The sequence below is a fragment of the Sphingopyxis sp. genome, assembly GCF_035998905.1.
GTDB lineage: Bacteria > Pseudomonadota > Alphaproteobacteria > Sphingomonadales > Sphingomonadaceae > Sphingopyxis.
On sequence record NZ_DASYHG010000018.1, the window covers coordinates 76,613 to 94,487 of the forward strand.

Below are 17,875 nucleotides of genomic sequence, written 5' to 3' on the forward strand. Positions count from 1 at the left end.
GGGTCAGTTTGCTGCGGAGCGCCCCGCGACCCAGATTCCCGCCAGCACCAGCGCCAGCCCGGCGACATGGAACAGGTGCAGCGTTTCGCCGAGGAACAGCATCGCAAGCCCCGCGCCCATGAGCGGCATCACATTCATAAACTGTGCGGTCGCCGCCGAACCGATCAGCTCGACCCCGCGATTGAAGAAGAGATAGGCAAGGAACGACGGAAAGATCGACACATAGGCGATCGCGAGCGCACTGCCCGTTTCGGGCACGATCCGCCGCCCCGAAGCGAGCTCCATCAGGTAGACGGGGGCGATCACCACCAGCCCGACCATGATCGACGCCGCGAGGAAGCTCAGCGGATGCACCGGCGGCCGTTTGCGCAGCAGCACCGAATAGAGCGCCCAGAGCAGAACCGCGAAGGCGATGATCGCATCGCCGGCGTTCAGCCGCAGTGCGAGAAGCAGCGCGAAATCGCCGCGTGCGATCACCATCAGCACCCCGGCAAGCGACACCAGCACCCCCGCGACCTGCCGCGCGCTCGTCCGGTCGCGCATCACCAGCCCGCCGAGCATCAGGATCAGCGCAGGCTGCGCCGACTGGATGAGCATCGAATTGAGCGCGGTCGTCGTCTGCAACCCGCTATAGAGCAGGGTGTTGAAGGCGCCGATACCGAGCGCGCCGAGGATCGCCATGATCGGCCAGTGCTGACGCAGTGCGGGCCAGTCACGTTTGAGATGCGGCCAGGCGAGCGGCAGCAGCAGCGCGAGCGCGAAGGTCCAGCGCCAGAAGGACAGCGCGGCAGGCGGGACCAGCTCGCGCGCGGCGCGCCCGACGATCGAATTGCCCGCCCAGAACAGCGCGGTCATCGAGAGCAACGGATAGGCCCGCGACCAAAGCGCCGCAGCCGGGCCGTCGTTTCGCATGATATTTCCGGCTCCCGCTGCGTCCCCGACCCTCCGTCATCCCGGCGCAGGCGGGGATGACGGACCGGGATTAGCCCGACCTCAGGTAAAGTCGAGCTGGATGATGTCGCTGGGGGTTGCGCGGCAATACATCTCGACCTGCTTTGCGCCGTCGGGATAGGTCGCGGTCATCGTCGCGCGGATGCGCCAGCCGCCATTGCCCTGTTCGAGCGAGACCAGCTTGTCATACGACAGCCGTGTACCGCCGGTGATGCCGATCTGGCGCGCCGCGTCGTTCATGCAATTTTGCACCGACGGCCGCGCCGCGCTCGGCAGGCCGCTGAGGTTCGCGCTCAGCGTGGCGGGTCCCTTCGGCGGATGCGTCACCGCCGCTTCCTCGGTCCCGTCGGGTTTCTTCTTTTTCTTGCTCGCCAGCAGCGCTAGCAACCCGCCCGCGACAACGATGCCACCGATGATCAGCCCGGTGCTCGGCCCCTTGTCCTTGTCCTTTTCGGGCGGGCGAACGTTGCGATAGCCATAGCCGAATTCGGCGCGGCAGCCCTTGTCGACCCAGATATAATCCTCGGTATAGCCCCATTGGCGTCCGGCATTGCACTTGCCGGCAATCTTGCGCGTGAGCTCAACGCGATTGTTCGTCCGGACATTGCACTGCTGGTAGCGATAGCTCCACGATTCGCAGTTCATTATCCCGGCAAAATCGTCGACCGGCTGCGGCAGCGGGGTCGGATAGCCACCATCATTGGCATAGCCATAGCCGAATTCGGCACGGCACCCGCCGGTCACCCAGATATGGTCGCTGCCATAACCCCAGCCGCGCCCACGCGCGCAATCGCCGCCGAGAATGCGCTGGATTTCGACGCGATTGTCGGTCCGCACATAGCAGCGCTGCTCGCGATTGCCGCGCGATTCGCAGCGGATCGTTCCCGCATAGCCGGTGCCGGGCCTCGGCGGCTGGATCTGGGGTCCGCCGGTGGGCGGCCAAGGCCGGGTCTGCGCGGCGACCGGAAGCGCCAACTGCGTTCCGACCAGCGAAAGCGAGGTGATGATCGCGACGACAGGATTCCGCATGTCTTTCCCCTTTTCGACAAATGCTTTTCCGTAAAACGCAGCCCTTACGCATTCCGTCTAAGCCGCCATGGTTTCATATTTCGGGCATCAGCGCCACGAAGAAAGCGTGGAATGCACCGAATGACTTAACCAATCACCGGGCTTTCCTTGCCGCCTTTGATCGATTAGCTTTCGCGCCGGGTCGCGCCACCGCAACAGGGAGAGCCGACACATGACGACATCGATCATCGACGGACGCGTCGAATCCGCCGAACTGCGGCGCGCGCGGGGCGGCCTGTCCGTCTTTCGCACCATCACCTTCCAGCCCGATAGCGGGCCGACGCGCACTATCCGCAATGCCGTGGTCAAACAGAATGTCGCCGACGAATTGACCCCCGGGACGCAAGGCCGCTTCTATCTTTACAACGCCTTCGACCAGAAGGGTGTTCACGTCGTCCGAACCCCGGACGGCCGTGCCACTTACGGTTTCGCCACCAACAACCAGAAGCTATTCCTGCTGACCGGCGTGCTTTCGGTGGTGTGGATGGCGTTGCGGATCGCGACCGAGGGCGATGTCCCGCTGCTTGCCATATTGCTGCTGATCCTCGGCGTCGTCGGCTATATCTTCATGGGCAAGGGCGAACGCGAGGCAAGGACCCAGTTCGACGGTGACGGGGGCTATCATCCTACATAGCTAGTCGGCTTGCGCGGCTTCGCGCATGCGCTAAAGACAGCCGATGGATCAAATCGTCATTCGCGGCGGCCAGCGACTCAAGGGCCGTATTCCCATCTCCGGCGCCAAGAATGCGGCGCTCACCTTGCTGCCCTGCGCGCTGCTCACCGACGAGCCGCTGACGCTGCGCAACCTGCCGCGGCTCGCCGACGTCGACGGGTTCGGGCACCTGCTCAACCAGCTCGGTTGTTCGACGACGATCGAAGGCTCGCGCCCCGAGGATTTCGGCCGCGTGATGACCGCACGCACGACGACGCTGACCTCGACCGTCGCGCCCTATGACATTGTGCGCAAGATGCGCGCGTCGATCCTGGTGCTCGGCCCGCTGCTCGCACGCGCAGGCGAAGCGACGGTGTCGCTGCCCGGCGGCTGCGCGATCGGCAACCGCCCGATCGACCTCCACCTGAAGGCACTCGAAGCTTTCGGGGCCGAGATCGAACTCGCGTCGGGCTATGTGAAGGCAAGTGCGCCCGGCGGCGGACGCCTGCCCGGCGGCAAGTTCACCTTCCCCGTCGTGTCGGTCGGCGCGACAGAAAATGCGCTGATGGCCGCAGTGCTCGCCAAAGGCACCTGCGTGCTCGAAAATGCGGCGCGCGAGCCTGAGATCGTCGACCTGTGCAACTGCCTTGTCGCGATGGGCGCGCATATCGAGGGTATCGGCACCGAAACGCTGACGATCGAAGGCGTCGACCGCCTGCACGGCGCAACCTATCGAGTGATGGCCGACCGGATCGAGGCGGGCAGCTATGCCTGCGCCGCCGTGATTACCGAGGGCGATGTCGAACTGGTCGGTGCGAAGGCCGACGAGATGGAAGCGACGCTCGCTGCGCTCCGCCAGGCGGGTGCGACCGTCGAGGAGACCAAGGGCGGTATCCGCGTCGCCATGTCGGGCCGCGCCGAGCCCGTCACCCTGTCGACTGCGCCTTATCCGGGCTTCGCGACCGACATGCAGGCGCAGTTCATGGCGATGGCGACGCTCGGCAAGGGCGCGTCGCTGTTCACCGAAACCATCTTCGAAAACCGCTATATGCACGTCCCCGAACTCGCGCGCATGGGCTGCGACATCGACGTGCGCGGACGTAGCGCCGTCGTGCGCGGGGTGGAGAAGCTGATCGGCGCGCCGGTGATGGCGACCGACCTGCGCGCCTCGATGAGCCTGATCATCGCGGGCCTCGCCGCCGAAGGCACGACCGAGGTCAACCGCGTCTATCACCTCGACCGCGGTTACGAGCGGCTCGAGGAGAAGCTGCAGGCGGTCGGCGCCGATATCGAACGGATCAGCGCGGGGTAAGCCGCTCGGCGCGGCCATAAGAGCCGCGCTCGTCGCGCTTGATCCAGTCGGCGAGCAATTTCAGATAGCCATCGGTGATCCGCGTGACCTGGCGTTCGCCGTTTGCGTCGGTGGTGAATTCCCACATGCCGTGATCGGTCTGGGGAAAGAGATAGACGTCGACCGGCTTGCCTTGCTTCGCGAGGCCGAGCAGCGCGCCGCGCGTCGTCTCGATCGGCGCCTCGCGATCCTCGCCCGCGAGCACCCAGAGCAGCGGCGCGTCGAGCTTCCTCAACGCCGCGACCGCGTCATAGTCCCAGATCAGTTCGAGATTGTCGACGCGCGCACGGCCAATCCGCTTGAGCATGTCGCTCGGCATCCGCGCAATCGCGCCGCTATATTCGCCCTCGATCTTCGCGGCCCACGGCTTGCCCGCCATTTCGGCCCGCACCGCGTCGAGCTTGTCATAGCCGATGCGGAAATCGGACAACAGCAGCCCTGCCGTCGCCTGCGACAGGCGATTGACGAGCGCTTCTGCATCCTTGCCCAGCCCCGCGGCGCGGACCTCGGATACCATCTGCTCGCGGTCTTCGTCAATCGGCGAGGCAACGAGGCCGAAGCCGATGGCGACAAAATCGGCCTTGGTCCGTGTCGCCGCGAGCGGCGCGACCCAGCCGCCCTGACTGCCGCCGAAAAAGCCCGCGCGGGCATAGCGGCCGGCCGCCATGCTGCGCGCCTGCCCCAGCGCATTCGCCGCGTCCTCGGCGAGCAGTTCGAAATTCTGCGTATATTCGCCCTCAGATCCGCCCGTGCCCCGCTTGTCGTATACGAAGACCGAGATCCCTTGCGCGGCCATCGCATAGCCATAGATACCGCCGATCGGCGAGGTGCGTTCGGACCCGTGGACCATGACGACAAGCGGGCGCTTGGTGTCGGCGCCCGGCGGCTCGATCAGCACGCCGGTCATTTTCGTGCCCACGCTGTCGAAGGTCACGGGCGTCTCGCGAAAGGCGATCGGTGTCCAGGCCTTGCCGCCAACGGTCACGTCGCCGGTTCCGCACTTAAGGGGTACGCCGGCATCGGTGGTCGCACCGCGGCGGCCGTCACGAAACAGATAGCGCAGCCCGGGAGCCGCCACCGCCGGGGACTTCACGAGCACGACGAAATCGCCGTCGGGCGCCGCATAGGTGCCGGGCGCGCAGGCGACCTGCGCCAGGGCCGGCGTTGCGGGAAGAGCGAGGAGAAGGGCGATGCCGCCGAGGAGATGTTTCATAAGACTGTGTTATATAACCAACACAGCAATGGCAACTAGCTTTCGGGTTCGACGGGCACCGACACCATATTGCCGCTGACCGACGGCCGTTCGGGCCGCTTCGCGACCGCGATCACCAGCCCGATCAGCGCGACGATACCGCCGGCAACCGACAGCATCGCCCAGCGATAGCCTTCGAACGCGGTCGAAAAGCCCATAGCGATAATCGGGATCAGCACGCTCGACCAAGCCGCCTGCCCCGGCCCGACCGCGCGGATGATGTTGAAATAGAGCGGGAAGGTCACCGCGCTCGCGATCACGCCAAGGTAGAGTACGCCGCCGATATAGGTCGCGGTCGGCTCGACCACCGGCGGCCCGGTCGTGATCCACGCATAGCTGCCGTCGGCGAGCGCGCCGAAGAGCATCGCCCAGGCGATCATCACCACCATCGACTGCGCGCGCGCCAGATGCGTTCCCTGCATCACATTGGCGGTCGACGCGCTCATCACCCCCGTGAGCGTCAGGGCCGTGCCGAGCAGCACCTCGCCCGCATCGAGCGCCGCGGCCCGATATTCCTGCAGGATCATCAGCCCGACGCCGACGATCGCGATCCCGGCACCCGCGAGGAAACGCCCCTCGAGCGGCGTCTTCAGGAAGACGCGGCCAAGCAAGGTATTGGGCACGATCAACAGCGCAAACAGCACTGCGACGAGGCCCGAGGTGATATGCTGTTCCGCCCGGTAGACGAAGTTGAAGTTGAAGGCGAATTGCGCGATCCCGAGCAAAAGCGCGAAAAGCATCGCGCGCGGCGCGAGCAGCAGCGGCTCGCGGCGCATTGCGGCAAAGGCGAACATCGCGATCGCCGCGACGGCAAAGCGATAGGTCACCGACCAGCTGGGCGGCACGACACCGAGTTGCCCGGTGATGACGATCCATGTCGAACCCCAGATCAACGTCACCAGCATGAAGGGCAACAGCACCCTCGGGCTGAGCAGCGTGAGCGGCTGCTCGGCGCTCACAGCGCGCCGATCGCGGACGCCAGCGGCGCGACGGCTTCGGCATCCTGATCCCAGCTGACCACGAGGCGCGCCGCGCCCTCGCCCCAATCGTAGAAATCGAACCCGGCGCCGCGCAGCTTCGCGGCTTCCTCGGCCGTCAGCCGGACGAACAATTCGTTCGCCTCGACCGGATACATCAGCCGGCTCCCGCAGGCGGCCGCGAGCTTGGCGGCACCGGCGTTTGCGGCGCGGGCGTTGGCGAGCCACAGGTCGTTCGCGAGCATCGCGCGGATCTGCGCCGCGACAAAGCGCCCCTTGCTGAGCAGGTGCCCGCCGCGTTTCTTGAGCTCGCGCACCCCCGGCCCGCCGCTGCCGCCGAAAAAGACGATCGCCTCGGCCATCATCGCACCATTTTTGGTGAAGCCGAACGACAGCGCGTCGACCCCGGCACGCCAGGTGACGTCGGCCGGCGAACAGCCGAGAAACGCAACGGCGTTGGCAAAGCGGGCGCCGTCCATGTGGAGCTTCATGCCCGCGCCTTTGGCAATCTCGCTGATCTCGCCGATTTCACCCGCGCGCCACGACAGGCCATATTCGGTCGCGTTGGTGATGCTGATCGCCGCGGGCTGGACCTGATGCACATCCTTGCGGATCGCGGCGATCCGGGTCTTCAACGCCTCGGCGTCGATCTTGGCCCCGCGTCCGGGCAGCGTCATCAGCTTGGCACCGCCCGAATAAAAGGTCGGCGCACCGCATTCGTCGACCTCGATGTGCGCTTCCTCATAGCAGAGGATGCCCTGCCAAGGGCGCACGAAATGCGCGAGGATGATGCTGTTCGCCGCGGTCCCGGTCGGGATCCAGACGACTTCGCACGTCGTCTCGAACAGCTCGGAAAAGGCCGCGTCGAGCGACTGGCTGAGCGCATCGCCGTCATAGGCGGTGTCGACATGGTTGGCGGCCGCCAGCGCCTCCATCACCACGGGGTGGACGGTCGCGGCATTGTCGGAGAAAAAGCGGGTCGCAGTCATGGACCGCGCCTTAGCGCAGGCGCGCGTCGCTGCTAACCCTTCATTTTTGCTGCGTATCGACGGATACGTCTGCGGCGTCGTCGACGGGCGCTTGGCACCATGCTGCGCGGCCGCCACCGATCAGCGGTTGTCAAAACGGTATAGTTTGCGCCCGAAGGTTCGCGAACGCCGGACCAGATAGCGGCCGGGCAGGAGCAGTCGGCTACGAACGCCATGATGGTCGATCCACAAGCCGGTACGCGGAACGATGATATGGCAGGGTTGCCATTCATATTCCGCGACGGGAAAGGGATCTTTGTTCGGCATGGAGCATCACACCTAAACGGCGCGACTACCCATTTCTTTCACATTTTCATCGATTTGGCTAGGCTGACATGCTCAGATTCCAAGGCCATCGGCGCAGTCGAACACCGATGCAAGCTTACCTCGGAAACCGGAAACATCCGGGCCCACATCAACCAGAACAGCATCGCCGATGCTGCCCGCATCGAGGCGTTCGTGAAGCGCGATCGTCAGCGAATCTTCGACGAACAGATCGCCGACGAAACGATTATGCGCCACGAAACGAAGCCGCTGCGGCGAGGATTCGATCACGACGGCGCGCCACGCGGGGCCATAGCTCGACTTCGTCCACAGCTTGGCGCCCACAGGCAGCGCGCGCGTCGGCTTGCCGGTAACGACCGCGACATTGATCATCGTGCGGTCGGCTTCATTGAAAGCCTGGCGAATCTCGATCGAGCCGGTGCCGAAGCGCGCGATACACTCGCCCGCGGTGCGGTTCACATAGCCGAGGTCGGCATAGCTGGCATCGCTGAACGCAGGCGTCAGGCTGGCGGCCGCCAGCAAAAGGGAGAACATGAACCAGGCTCCTGTAACGGCCGGGTCCGTGCCCGGCCGCTTTACTGACCCTGTTTCGCCAGCAATTTCAAGCGCAAGGCATTCAATTTAATGAAGCCCGCCGCATCCTTCTGGTCATAGGCGCCGGCATCGTCCTCGAAGGTCACATGGCGTTCGCTGTAGAGGCTGAGCGGCGACTTGCGGCCGACGACGCTGGCATTGCCCTTGTAGAGCTTGAGGCGGACGGTGCCCGTCACATTCGCCTGGCTGTGGTCGATCGCCGCCTGCAGCATCTCGCGCTCGGGCGCGAACCAGAAGCCGTTGTAGATGAGCTCGGCATATTTCGGCATCAGCTCGTCCTTGAGATGCGCCGCGCCGCGGTCGAGCGTGATGCTTTCGATGCCGCGGTGCGCACGCGCATAGATTTCGCCGCCCGGCGTCTCGTACATCCCGCGCGACTTCATGCCGACAAAGCGGTTCTCGACGAGGTCGAGGCGGCCGATGCCATGCTTGCGGCCGAGGTCGTTGAGTGCCGCGAGCAAGGTCGCGGGCGACATCGCCTGACCGTTCAGCGCAACGCCGTCGCCGCGCTCGAAATCGATCGTGATATATTCGGGGGTGTCGGGCGCGTCTTCGGGGTTCACCGTGCGCGAATAGACATAGTCGGGCGTCTCTTCCCACGGATCCTCGAGCACCTTGCCCTCCGACGAGGTGTGAAGAAGGTTCGCGTCGGTGCTGAACGGGCTTTCGCCGCGCTTGTCCTTCGGCACCGGGATCTGGTTCTTTTCGGCGAAGTCGATCAGCGCGGTGCGGCTGGTCAGGTCCCATTCGCGCCACGGCGCGATGACCTTGATGTCGGGGTTCAGCGCATAGGCGCTGAGTTCGAAGCGCACCTGGTCGTTGCCCTTGCCCGTCGCGCCGTGCGCGACGGCATCGGCGCCGGTTTCCTTGGCGATTTCGATCAGGCGCTTCGAAATCAGCGGGCGTGCGATCGAGGTACCGAGCAGGTAATCGCCCTCGTAGCGGGCATTGGCGCGCATCATCGGGAAGACGAAATCGCGGACGAATTCCTCGCGCACATCGTCGATATAGATATGCTCGGGCTTCACGCCCATCAGCTCGGCCTTGGCGCGCGCGGGCTCGATCTCTTCGCCCTGCCCGAGATCGGCGGTGAAGGTCACCACCTCGCACCCATAGGTGACCTGCAGCCACTTCAGGATGACGCTGGTATCGAGGCCGCCCGAATAGGCGAGGACAACGCGCTTGAAGGACTCGGACATGATGGCACCTTTGGCGAGGGAAAGACGCGGGCGCGGCTAGCAGCCCGCCGCCAAAGGTGCAACCGGCTTGGCCCTCCTCAGGCGACGCGCGTCCAGTCCATGAACCAGTTGTCGTCCCACGTCTTGCCGCCGTCGCGCGAGGTGCCCTGAAACCAGCGGCAGCTCTTTGGCGTGATCCGGTCCCACACGCCGCGATAGAGTTCGGGGCCCCCATTTCCGTCGGCGCCGCCTTCGCCTTCGGACAGGAAAGTGCCGACGCCGTCCTCGAACACGCCGAGCTGGCCCGGCACCGCGACGACGCCAGACTTGGCGTTCACAAAATGGTCGGACCAGATTTTCTTTTCGACGTCGAGCAGGCGAAGTCCCATTCCCGAAAAACCGCGCGCCGGAATGCGCAGCTCCTCGATGCTGGCGATGCCCGCGAGAATGCCGACGACGGTCGCCTCGCCGGGGAATTCGATCCATTTTTCACCTTCGCGGAATTTGTTGTGGATGCGCCATTCACCGGTGAGGAAATCGAAATCGCCGGGCTTGCCGACGGGGACGGGATTGATGGCGGCCGAAACGGCGATGGGGACGAGGCTGGACATGAAGGCTCCTGTGCTAAGCGCGATGATGGTACGGCGGTCGATATCGGTCATGGGGTCGCTCCCTCGGTGACCCCGCCCTGCTACGCCGCTCATCCTGACATTCGCTGTCAGTTATTTTCTGCTACAGCGAAAAAATGCGTGCGAGCCGTCTCCTCTCGATCCTGATCCTGCTGCAATTGCGCCAGCGGCTCACCGCCGCCGATCTCGCCGCCGAATTCGAGGTGTCCGAACGCACCATCTATCGCGACATCGACGCGCTGTCGGCGGCGGGCGTACCCGTCTACGGCGACCGCGGCCCGGGCGGCGGATTCCAGTTGCTCGACGGCTATCGCACGCGGCTGACCGGCCTGTCGGCGGGCGAGGCGGAGGCGGCGACGATGATCGGCCTGCCCGGTCCAGCCGCCGAACTCGGACTCGGCGCTGCGACGAGCGCGGCGCGCGGCAAGCTGCTCGCCGCGATTCCAGGCGATGGCGGCGTGGTCGCCGACCGCATGGCGGCGCGCTTCCATCTCGATCCGGTCAATTGGTACCGGAGCCGCGAAAGCCTCCCCTCGCTCCCCGCGATCGCCCGCGCGGTGCTCGACCAGCGCCAGCTCGCGATGCGTTACGAAAGCTGGCAGGGCCTGCGCGACTGGACGGTCGAGCCGCTCGGCCTAGTGATGAAGGCCGGCACCTGGTACCTCGCGGCGCGCGGCGCCGGAAAGATAAGGGTCTTTCGCGTTTCGAACATCCACGCGCCCGAGGCCCGCGACGCGACGTTCGACTGGCCTAGGGATTTCCACCTGCCCTCATGGTGGCAGGCCGAACAGGCGCGTTTCGAGGCCGAACTTTTCGCGACCGCCGCAACCGTCCGCGCCTCGCCCGAAGGCTGCAAGCGGCTGGCGCAGCAATCGCCGCGCGGCGCGGACGCGGTCGCGACGGCAGGCGCGTGCGACGGAAACGGCTGGTGCGAAATGACGCTGATGATCGAGGACAGCGACCATGGCGCACGCGAGATGCTTGCGCTCGGCGCCGAGGTCGAAGTGATCGCACCCGCCAGTTTTCGCGGCCGCATCGGCACGCTCGCGCGCGCGATTGCGGCTCGCCACGCCTGACTGGATTTGCGGCACCAAGGCGCTAATCTGGCGCAAGGGAGAAAGGTCATGGGCAAAGCCGACATCAAGACGAAGGCCACCGAAGCCGGCGTCGCCGATTTCATCGCGGCAGTTCCGGACGCACGCCGCCGCGAAGAAGCCGCGCTGATCGACGCGATGCACCGCCGCGTGACCGGCCTCGACCCGAAAATGTGGGGGCCCTCGATCATCGGCTATGGCAGCTACGACTATCTTTATGACAGCGGCCGGTCGGGGACGATGTGCCGCGCCGGGTTCAGCCCGCGCAAGGCCGCGATGACACTCTATCTGATGGGCCATTATTGCGACCGCCAGCCCGAGGCCGACGCGCTGCTCGCGCGGCTCGGCAAATATAAGAACGGCAAGTCGTGCCTTTACATCAACAAGCTCGCCGACGTGGACTTGGAGGTGCTCGAACAGCTCGTCGTGCTGAGCTGGGATGTCATGAACGAAAGATATCCCGGCTGAGGCACGCTAAGGCAGGACCTGCCTCAGATCGTTGAGGCTGCGCACCGCGCGCGGGCGGTTCGCCTTGCTCAACATCACGACGCTGCCGATCAGCAACAAGGCGCTGAAGCCCCAGACAATGCCGGCAAAAATCATGTCTTTCGTTTCGATCGGCCGCATAAGGCCTTTCAGCGTGTCATAGCCGACATAGCCCAGGAACCCGGCCAGCACGACCATGAGCAGCGCATATAGTGCCGATTCCCAGCCCTGCAGCCCGCGCTCGACGCGATCGAAACGGCCGATCCGTTTCATCTCTTCGGCCAGGTGCACGACGAGACGGCCATAGATCAGCTTTCCGCCCCACATCGGGCGCAGGATCAGCTTTCGCTCGCCGTCGCGCCAGATCATGCAGCGATGGAAATCGAGCGCGCGGGTCTTGCCCTGATCGACCGCGGCGCGAAGGCAGCGAATGTCGGCGAGGGGAATTTCGGCGCGCCCGCGCCGCGAACCGGTCAGGATCAACAGCGGCGCGGCGTCGCCGACAATCCGCGCCTCGACGCGCAGTCCTTTCAGCCCCGCACGGCGTAGCGACCAGCAATTGCCTAGCCGGTAACGGCTGAACTCGTCGCGCTTGTCCCAGTCGGCGTCGTCCATTCGCCCCCTCCTTCACGGCCCGCGCCCTGACCGAACCGCGCCGCGCCCGCTATGCCGGCCGTCACACGCCGCGTGTGCCGAATTCGCGCTCGGCGTCGCCAAGATAATTGCGCGTCAGCGGCAGCGCGTGGCGGCTGCGCGCGAACTGGATCTGGTAATTGCCCATCCCGCCGCTTTCGAACGCCGAAGTCGCACCCGCGAGGTAGAAGGTCCACATGCGAAAGAAGCGCTCGCCCATCATGGCGACGATTTCCGCCTCGTGCGCGAGCGTCCTTGCGTACCATTGGCGCAAGGTCAGCGCATAGTGGAGGCGCCATGTTTCAACATCGGTGACGATCAGCCGGCTCTTCTCGCTCGCCGCGAGCGTCTCGCTGAGCGCGGGGATATAGCCGCCCGGGAAGATATATTTGCGTGTGAAGGCATCGGTCGCCCCCGGTTTCCCGAACCGCCCGATCGTGTGAAGCAGCATCACCCCGTCGGCGGTCATCAGGTTGGCGCAGGCGCGAAAGAAGGTCTCGAAATTGGGCGCGCCGACATGCTCGAACATGCCGACCGACACGATGCGGTCGAAGCGCCCGGCCTCGCGCGCGGCGAGATCGCGATAGTCGATCAACTCGAACGTCACGCGGTCGGCGACGCCCGCCGCTTCGGCGCGCGCGCGCGCGAGCGCAAGCTGCTGCTCGGAAAGCGTGATCCCGAGCACCTCGACCTTTTCGAGTTTCGCGAGCGTGATCGCTATCCCGCCCCAGCCGCAGCCGATGTCGAGGATGCGCTGCCCCGGTTTGAGTGCCAGTTTCGCGGCGATATGCGCCTTTTTCGCCGCTTGTGCTTCGTCGAGCGTCATCCCCGGCCGCGGCCAATAGGCACAGCTATATTGCATGTCGTCGTCGAGGAAGAGGCGGTAGAGGTCGTTGCCGATGTCGTAATGATGTTTGACGTTGGCGCGCGATTGCCGCTGCCGGTTGATCGAGCCGATCCGCGTCTTCACCCATTCGGCCCGCCGGCCCAGCCATGTCTTGTCGTGCAGCCGCGCGCCCCGGTCCCACGGTGTGTTCATGCGGATCAGCCCGACGAGGTCCATGATGTCGCCCTCGGCCAGCTCCATCTCGCCGTCCATGAACGCCTCGGCAGCGCCGAGGCGCGGGTCGAGGATGATGCGGCGCATCCCCCGGCGATGGGTGAAGCGGATCGTGACCTCGGGAAAACCGGACGCCGGCTGCCCATATTCTTCGCGAGAACCGTCGGGCGCGACGACGGTCAGCCGCCCCTGACGGATGATCCGGGAGAGAAACGGACGCAAGATCGACATTTTACGAACCGAACATCCGGGCCGCAAAAGGGTTGCGTTCAGATGCCCGCATACCATTCATAATCGATGCGATCCTCCCAATAGCCGCCCTTGCCCGCGCCGATCGCATCGAGGCTGGCCACCGCCTGTATATCGGTAAGATATTTGGCGTGCTTGTAGCCGAGCTGGCGCTCGATCCGGAGGCGCAGCGGCGCACCGTTGGCGATCGGCAGCACCGCATCATTGAGCGCCCACGCCATGATCGTCTGAGGGTGCAGCGCGTCGACCATGTCGCAGCTTTCATAATAAAGATCGCCGCCGATCCGGTCGGCGCAGCGAAAAACGATGTAGCGCGCGCTGTCCCTCACGCCCGCCGCGGCGAGGACGTGGCTGAGCTGCGGCCCCGTCCACTGGCCGATCGCGCTCCATCCCTCGACGCAGTCGTGCCGCGTGATCTGGGTGCGTTGCGGCATCGCGCGAATGTCGGCCATCGACAGCGACAGTGGCCGTGCGACAAGGCCGGTCACCTCGACGCGCCAATCGGCAAAGCCGCCCGCCGCGTGCGCGGCATAGGCCGCACCGGGCGGCAGCTTGGTCCCGTTCGAACGAAAGGTCGGCGACAGGTCGGCGCGCGTGAATTCGCGCGCGAGCGCGTCGCGGTCCATCAGCGCGCGCTGGCTGGCGCGGTTCATCTCCTCGCCCATCGACAGGATCTTGCGCACCGCCGGCGCCTCGTTGATCGCGTCGCAGCCGGATAGCAGCGGCAGGGTCCCGGCCGCGGCGACCAGCCCGCCGGCGCGGGCGATCAACCGGCGGCGCGGAAGGATCAGCCCGCTCATCGCCCGGCCTTGCGTTCGGGCGGCAGCCGGAACCAGCCGGTGATCATCGAGCGAACCTCGTTCACCGGCCCCGCGAGCAGCACCATCGCGATATGGACGAGGAAGAAGGCGACGAGCAGCCAGGCCACGATGAAATGGATCGACCGCGCCGACTGGCGCCCGCCGAACAGGTCGAGCAGCCAGGGCGTCGACGCATTCATCCCCGGCGACATGGTAAGGCCGGTTGCGATCATCAGCGGCAGCAGGACAAAGATGACGCCGATATAGCTGAGCTTCTGGAGGATATGATAATGCGCCGCGGCCTCGCCCTTCGGGAAACGCAGCTGCGCATGGTCCTTCACGTCGTGCCAGATATGGCGCGGCGACCATTCGGCGCGGCGGACATGCAGGTCGCGTTTCAAATGCCCGCCGAAGAGGCTCCACAGCATGTAGAGCGTCAGGCTGATCGCGAGCACCCATGCGAACAGCAAATGCCAGCGGCGCCCGTCGGCGAGGCTGTAGGTGGTCGGGATCGTCGCCCAGCCGGGAAAGGCCCAGGTCTGCTCGACACCCTTGGCGTCGGTCCAGCGACCGAGCACGCCGGTCGTCTCGATCCGCGTTTCGCCGATGCGCAGGAAACCCGTCTTCGGCGTCGAGCCTACCGCGAGCCACGCATAATCGGGGTTCGCGCCATATTGCCCCCAATAGAGGCGCGGGTGGGCGTTGAAGATCATCAGCCCGCTCATCAGCAGGACCAGCAGCGTTAACGCATTGACCCAGTGCCAGATGCGCGCCGGCAGCCGGTGGCGATAAACGCGAACCGGCGATGCGCCTTCCGAAGGAGCGACGGGAGTTTCAGCCTCGGCCATGGTCCCGGTTCGCTCCTTCGCTTCGTCCGGTTACGCGACGACCTTTGCCGCATATTCCTCGCGATACTGGCTGCGCAAGCTGACCTTGTCGATCTTTTCGCTGCCAAGCTTGGGCAGCGCGTCGTTCGCCAACCAGATCTGGCACGGCACCTTATAGGGTGCGAGCCGCGCGGCGAGGAAGGCGATCAGATCGTCGGCGGTCACATTGCTGCCGGGCTTCATCCACGCGACCGCGCCGACGCACTCGCCGAGCCGTTCGTCGGGCAGGCCGAACACCGCGCATTCGTTCGTCTCGGGATGCTCGTAGATCGCAGCCTCGACTTCCTGGCAGCTGATATTCTCGCCGCCACGGATGATGATGTCCTTCTTGCGGTCGACGATGAACAAATAGCCGTCCTCGTCGAGATAGCCGAGGTCGCCCGAGCGGAAATAGCCATTGTCGAAGAACGCCGCCTTGGTCGCCGCCTCATTGTTCCAATAGCCTTCGAAATTGCACACCGACCGGATGCACACTTCGCCGACCCCGCCCTGCGCCACCGGATTGCCGTCATCGTCGAGGATCGCGAGATCGACGAGCGGCTTCGAGGCGGGGCCGGTCGACATCGGCTTCGCGAGGTAATTTTCGTTGATGATGCCGCATCCGACGGCGTTCGTTTCGGTGAGGCCATAGCCGAGCAGCGGCTTGCCCTCGCCCATCTCGGTGGCGAGGCGCTTCACATGCTCGGGCGGGCGCGGCGCGCCGCCGCCGGCGTAGCTCTTGCACGTCGACAGGTCGTAATTCTGGCGGTTCGGGTGGACGAGGATTTCATAGCTCATCAGCGGCACGCCGACGAAATAATTGACCTGCTCGTCCTGGATCAGTCGCATCGCCTCTTCGGCATTCCATTTCGGCATCAGCACCAGCTTGCGGCCGAGTGCGAAGCTTTGCAGGAACACCGGGACTTCGGCGGTGACGTGGAACAGCGGGGTGCAGATCAAGGTCGCGGGCTGGATGTCCGACATCTGCCCGTCTTCGGTCAAGAGATGCACGATGCTCGCGGTTTGCGTCACATAGTTGAAGATCGCCTGGCACACTGCTTCGTGGCGCGAATAGGCGCCCTTCGACTGGCCGGTCGAACCCGAAGTGAAAAGGATGGTCGCGAGGTCCTGTCCCGTCAGGCGCGGCAACTCGGTCTCCGCGCTGCCGCCGGCACCGGTGATCGGCGCGATCGCAAGATCGATCGGCTGGGTGATATCGAGCGTGATGACCTTCGCGCCGTGCTGCACGCCCGGCTCTTCGAGCCGCGCCGCGCGCTGGACGTCGGCGATGACAAGCTTCGCCTCGGCATCGTCGATCCCGGCAGCGAGCTCGCCCCCCTGCCACCAGCCGTTGAGCAAGGTGGCGCAGCCGCCCGCCATCAAGATGCCGATATAGGTCACGCACCAGGCATTGGCGTTGCGCATCGCGAGGCCGACGCGGTCGCCGCGCTGGACGCCATGGCCTTCGATCAGCCCCGCCGCCACCTGCCGCGCCGCACCATAGACCTGCTTGAACGACAGCCGCTCGTCGCCTTCGACGAGGAATGTCGCGTCGCCGTGCATCGCCGAGAAAAACGCGACATAATCGGCCAGGTTGGTCGGCGCGTTGGTGATGAAGGGCAACTGCTGACCGAAGCGTTCGACGGACCCGAGCTGGATCGGTCCCCCCGGACCGGTGATCAGATTAAAAGCGGCTTCCAGGCGCAAATCGAGCGCTGATGGCATCTTGTATCTCTCCTCTTGGTCTCGCTCGCCTAACCCCTTATGGGGAGGCCTCTCCTGGGGAAGGACAGCGCGACGATATGTTTCTTTTTGCAACCTTAGCCGAAGCAACGCAATATGTGAACTTCCACGAGTTGATGGGTGAAAACTCCGAGATCGCGTTCAGCGTTTTCGGGCTGCCGATCCGCTGGTACGCGCTCGCCTATCTCGCCGGGATTTTCGTCGGCTACTGGTATTTGCTGAAGCTGATCGCGCAGCCCGGCGCCCCGATGGCGCGGCGCCATGCCGACGACATGATCTTCTATGCGATGCTCGGGATCATCCTCGGCGGCCGCCTCGGCTATGTGCTCTTCTACAACCTCGGCAACTATCTCCAGAAGCCGCTCGAAATCTTCAAATTGTGGGACGGCGGCATGTCGCTCCACGGCGGCGTGATCGGCGTGCTGATCGCGATCTGGTATGTGACGAAGAAGGAAAAGCTCAGCTTCCTGCGCTTCTGCGACTATGTCGCGTGCGTCGTCCCCTTCGGACTCTTCTTCGGCCGCCTCGCCAATTTCGTGAACGGCGAGCTGTGGGGCCGCGCGACGACTGTGCCCTGGGCGATCATCTTTCCGGACAGCGGCACGATGGATCCGCGCCACCCGAGCCAGCTTTACGAAGCGGGTCTCGAAGGCATCGTGATGATGGCGATCCTCGCCTTTTTCTTCTGGCGCACCGACGCGCGCTACAAGCCCGGCTTCCTGTTCGGCATGGCGGCGATCATCTATGGCCTCAGCCGCTTTGCGGTCGAGTTCGTGCGCGAGCCCGACGTCCAGCTCGGCACGCTGTCGTGGGGGCTGACGATGGGCCAGACACTCACCGTGCCGATGCTGCTGATCGGCTTCTGGCTCGTCGCCACCGCAAAGGGCCGCCGCAAGCGGATCGAGCCGGTCGCCGGACTCGACAGCGTTGCGTGACGGACCGCCAAGCCCCGACGAGCTGATAAACGAAATCGCGGCGG

The 17,875-nt window shown here is 65.1% G+C and carries 18 protein-coding genes; 5 read left to right on the forward strand and 13 right to left on the reverse strand.

Annotation, left to right across the window (positions count from 1 at the left end; genetic code table 11):
• Positions 1-3: 3 nt before the first annotated feature.
• Together VGN62_RS09170 and VGN62_RS09175 are read right to left on the reverse strand one after the other, a co-directional pair.
• Positions 4-912 (reverse strand): DMT family transporter, encoded by a 909-nt coding sequence (locus VGN62_RS09170; RefSeq protein ID WP_327452981.1) that lies wholly within the window; start codon positions 910-912, stop codon positions 4-6.
• A gap of 81 nt (positions 913-993) precedes the next feature.
• Positions 994-1,980: a DUF3011 domain-containing protein gene (locus tag VGN62_RS09175; RefSeq protein WP_327452983.1), complete on the reverse strand. Its 987-nt coding sequence runs from the start codon at positions 1,978-1,980 to the stop codon at positions 994-996.
• Between the two features lie 211 nt (positions 1,981-2,191).
• On the opposite strand from VGN62_RS09175, the gene VGN62_RS09180 reads away from it, so the two are divergent.
• The gene (locus VGN62_RS09180) at positions 2,192-2,653 is read left to right on the forward strand and encodes a hypothetical protein (protein ID WP_327452985.1); all 462 of its coding nucleotides are present in this window, start codon (positions 2,192-2,194) and stop codon (positions 2,651-2,653) included.
• Positions 2,654-2,696: 43 nt separating this feature from the next.
• Complete coding sequence (murA, locus tag VGN62_RS09185; protein ID WP_327452987.1) at positions 2,697-3,983, forward strand: UDP-N-acetylglucosamine 1-carboxyvinyltransferase; 1,287 nt, start codon at positions 2,697-2,699, stop codon at positions 3,981-3,983.
• Here the strand turns inward: murA and VGN62_RS09190 are convergent.
• From VGN62_RS09190 to VGN62_RS09215, 6 genes are all read right to left on the reverse strand, one after another.
• Entirely contained in the window at positions 3,970-5,235 is a 1,266-nt protein-coding gene (locus VGN62_RS09190; RefSeq protein ID WP_327452989.1) for an alpha/beta hydrolase family protein, read from the reverse strand. The two genes, murA and VGN62_RS09190, sit on opposite strands and share 14 nt — an antisense overlap.
• A 35-nt stretch (positions 5,236-5,270) precedes the next feature.
• Entirely contained in the window at positions 5,271-6,179 is a 909-nt protein-coding gene (locus VGN62_RS09195; protein WP_327453234.1) for a DMT family transporter, read from the reverse strand.
• 50 nt (positions 6,180-6,229) lie between these two features.
• Positions 6,230-7,240 (reverse strand): threonine aldolase family protein, encoded by a 1,011-nt coding sequence (locus tag VGN62_RS09200; protein WP_327452991.1) that lies wholly within the window; start codon positions 7,238-7,240, stop codon positions 6,230-6,232.
• Positions 7,241-7,618: 378 nt separating this feature from the next.
• Positions 7,619-8,098 (reverse strand): hypothetical protein, encoded by a 480-nt coding sequence (locus VGN62_RS09205; RefSeq protein ID WP_327452993.1) that lies wholly within the window; start codon positions 8,096-8,098, stop codon positions 7,619-7,621.
• 41 nt (positions 8,099-8,139) lie between these two features.
• Positions 8,140-9,357, reverse strand: coding sequence for an argininosuccinate synthase (locus tag VGN62_RS09210; protein WP_058536710.1), 1,218 nt, complete (start codon positions 9,355-9,357; stop codon positions 8,140-8,142).
• A gap of 77 nt (positions 9,358-9,434) precedes the next feature.
• Positions 9,435-9,998 carry a hypothetical protein gene (locus VGN62_RS09215; protein ID WP_327452998.1) on the reverse strand — a complete coding sequence of 188 codons (564 nt, stop codon included), beginning with the start codon at positions 9,996-9,998 and terminating at the stop codon, positions 9,435-9,437.
• A gap of 83 nt (positions 9,999-10,081) precedes the next feature.
• Between VGN62_RS09215 and VGN62_RS09220 the strand changes: the two genes are divergently transcribed.
• Together VGN62_RS09220 and VGN62_RS09225 are read left to right on the forward strand one after the other, a co-directional pair.
• A complete protein-coding gene (locus VGN62_RS09220) occupies positions 10,082-11,041 on the forward strand; it encodes a YafY family protein (RefSeq protein WP_327452999.1) in 960 nt (319 codons plus the stop codon).
• A 48-nt stretch (positions 11,042-11,089) separates the two neighbouring features.
• A complete protein-coding gene (locus tag VGN62_RS09225) occupies positions 11,090-11,527 on the forward strand; it encodes a DUF1801 domain-containing protein (RefSeq protein WP_327453001.1) in 438 nt (145 codons plus the stop codon).
• A gap of 6 nt (positions 11,528-11,533) precedes the next feature.
• On the opposite strand, the gene VGN62_RS09230 is transcribed toward VGN62_RS09225, so the two are convergent.
• The 5 genes from VGN62_RS09230 to VGN62_RS09250 all read right to left on the reverse strand — a co-directional run bounded on the left by VGN62_RS09230 (position 11,534) and on the right by VGN62_RS09250 (position 16,878).
• Complete coding sequence (locus VGN62_RS09230; RefSeq protein ID WP_327453003.1) at positions 11,534-12,160, reverse strand: hypothetical protein; 627 nt, start codon at positions 12,158-12,160, stop codon at positions 11,534-11,536.
• A 61-nt stretch (positions 12,161-12,221) separates the two neighbouring features.
• Positions 12,222-13,469 carry a cyclopropane-fatty-acyl-phospholipid synthase family protein gene (locus tag VGN62_RS09235; RefSeq protein WP_327453005.1) on the reverse strand — a complete coding sequence of 416 codons (1,248 nt, stop codon included), beginning with the start codon at positions 13,467-13,469 and terminating at the stop codon, positions 12,222-12,224.
• A 38-nt stretch (positions 13,470-13,507) separates the two neighbouring features.
• Positions 13,508-14,287 (reverse strand): molybdopterin-dependent oxidoreductase, encoded by a 780-nt coding sequence (locus VGN62_RS09240; protein ID WP_327453007.1) that lies wholly within the window; start codon positions 14,285-14,287, stop codon positions 13,508-13,510.
• Positions 14,284-15,135, reverse strand: coding sequence for a cytochrome b/b6 domain-containing protein (locus tag VGN62_RS09245; protein ID WP_327453009.1), 852 nt, complete (start codon positions 15,133-15,135; stop codon positions 14,284-14,286). Before VGN62_RS09245 ends, VGN62_RS09240 begins: the two co-directional genes overlap by 4 nt.
• Positions 15,136-15,165: 30 nt before the next feature.
• Positions 15,166-16,878, reverse strand: a complete 1,713-nt coding sequence (locus VGN62_RS09250) for a class I adenylate-forming enzyme family protein (RefSeq protein ID WP_327453011.1) — start codon at positions 16,876-16,878, stop codon at positions 15,166-15,168.
• Between the two features lie 77 nt (positions 16,879-16,955).
• Between VGN62_RS09250 and lgt the strand changes: the two genes are divergently transcribed.
• Positions 16,956-17,831 carry a prolipoprotein diacylglyceryl transferase gene (lgt, locus tag VGN62_RS09255; protein ID WP_414713267.1) on the forward strand — a complete coding sequence of 292 codons (876 nt, stop codon included), beginning with the start codon at positions 16,956-16,958 and terminating at the stop codon, positions 17,829-17,831.
• Positions 17,832-17,875: the final 44 nt, after the last annotated feature.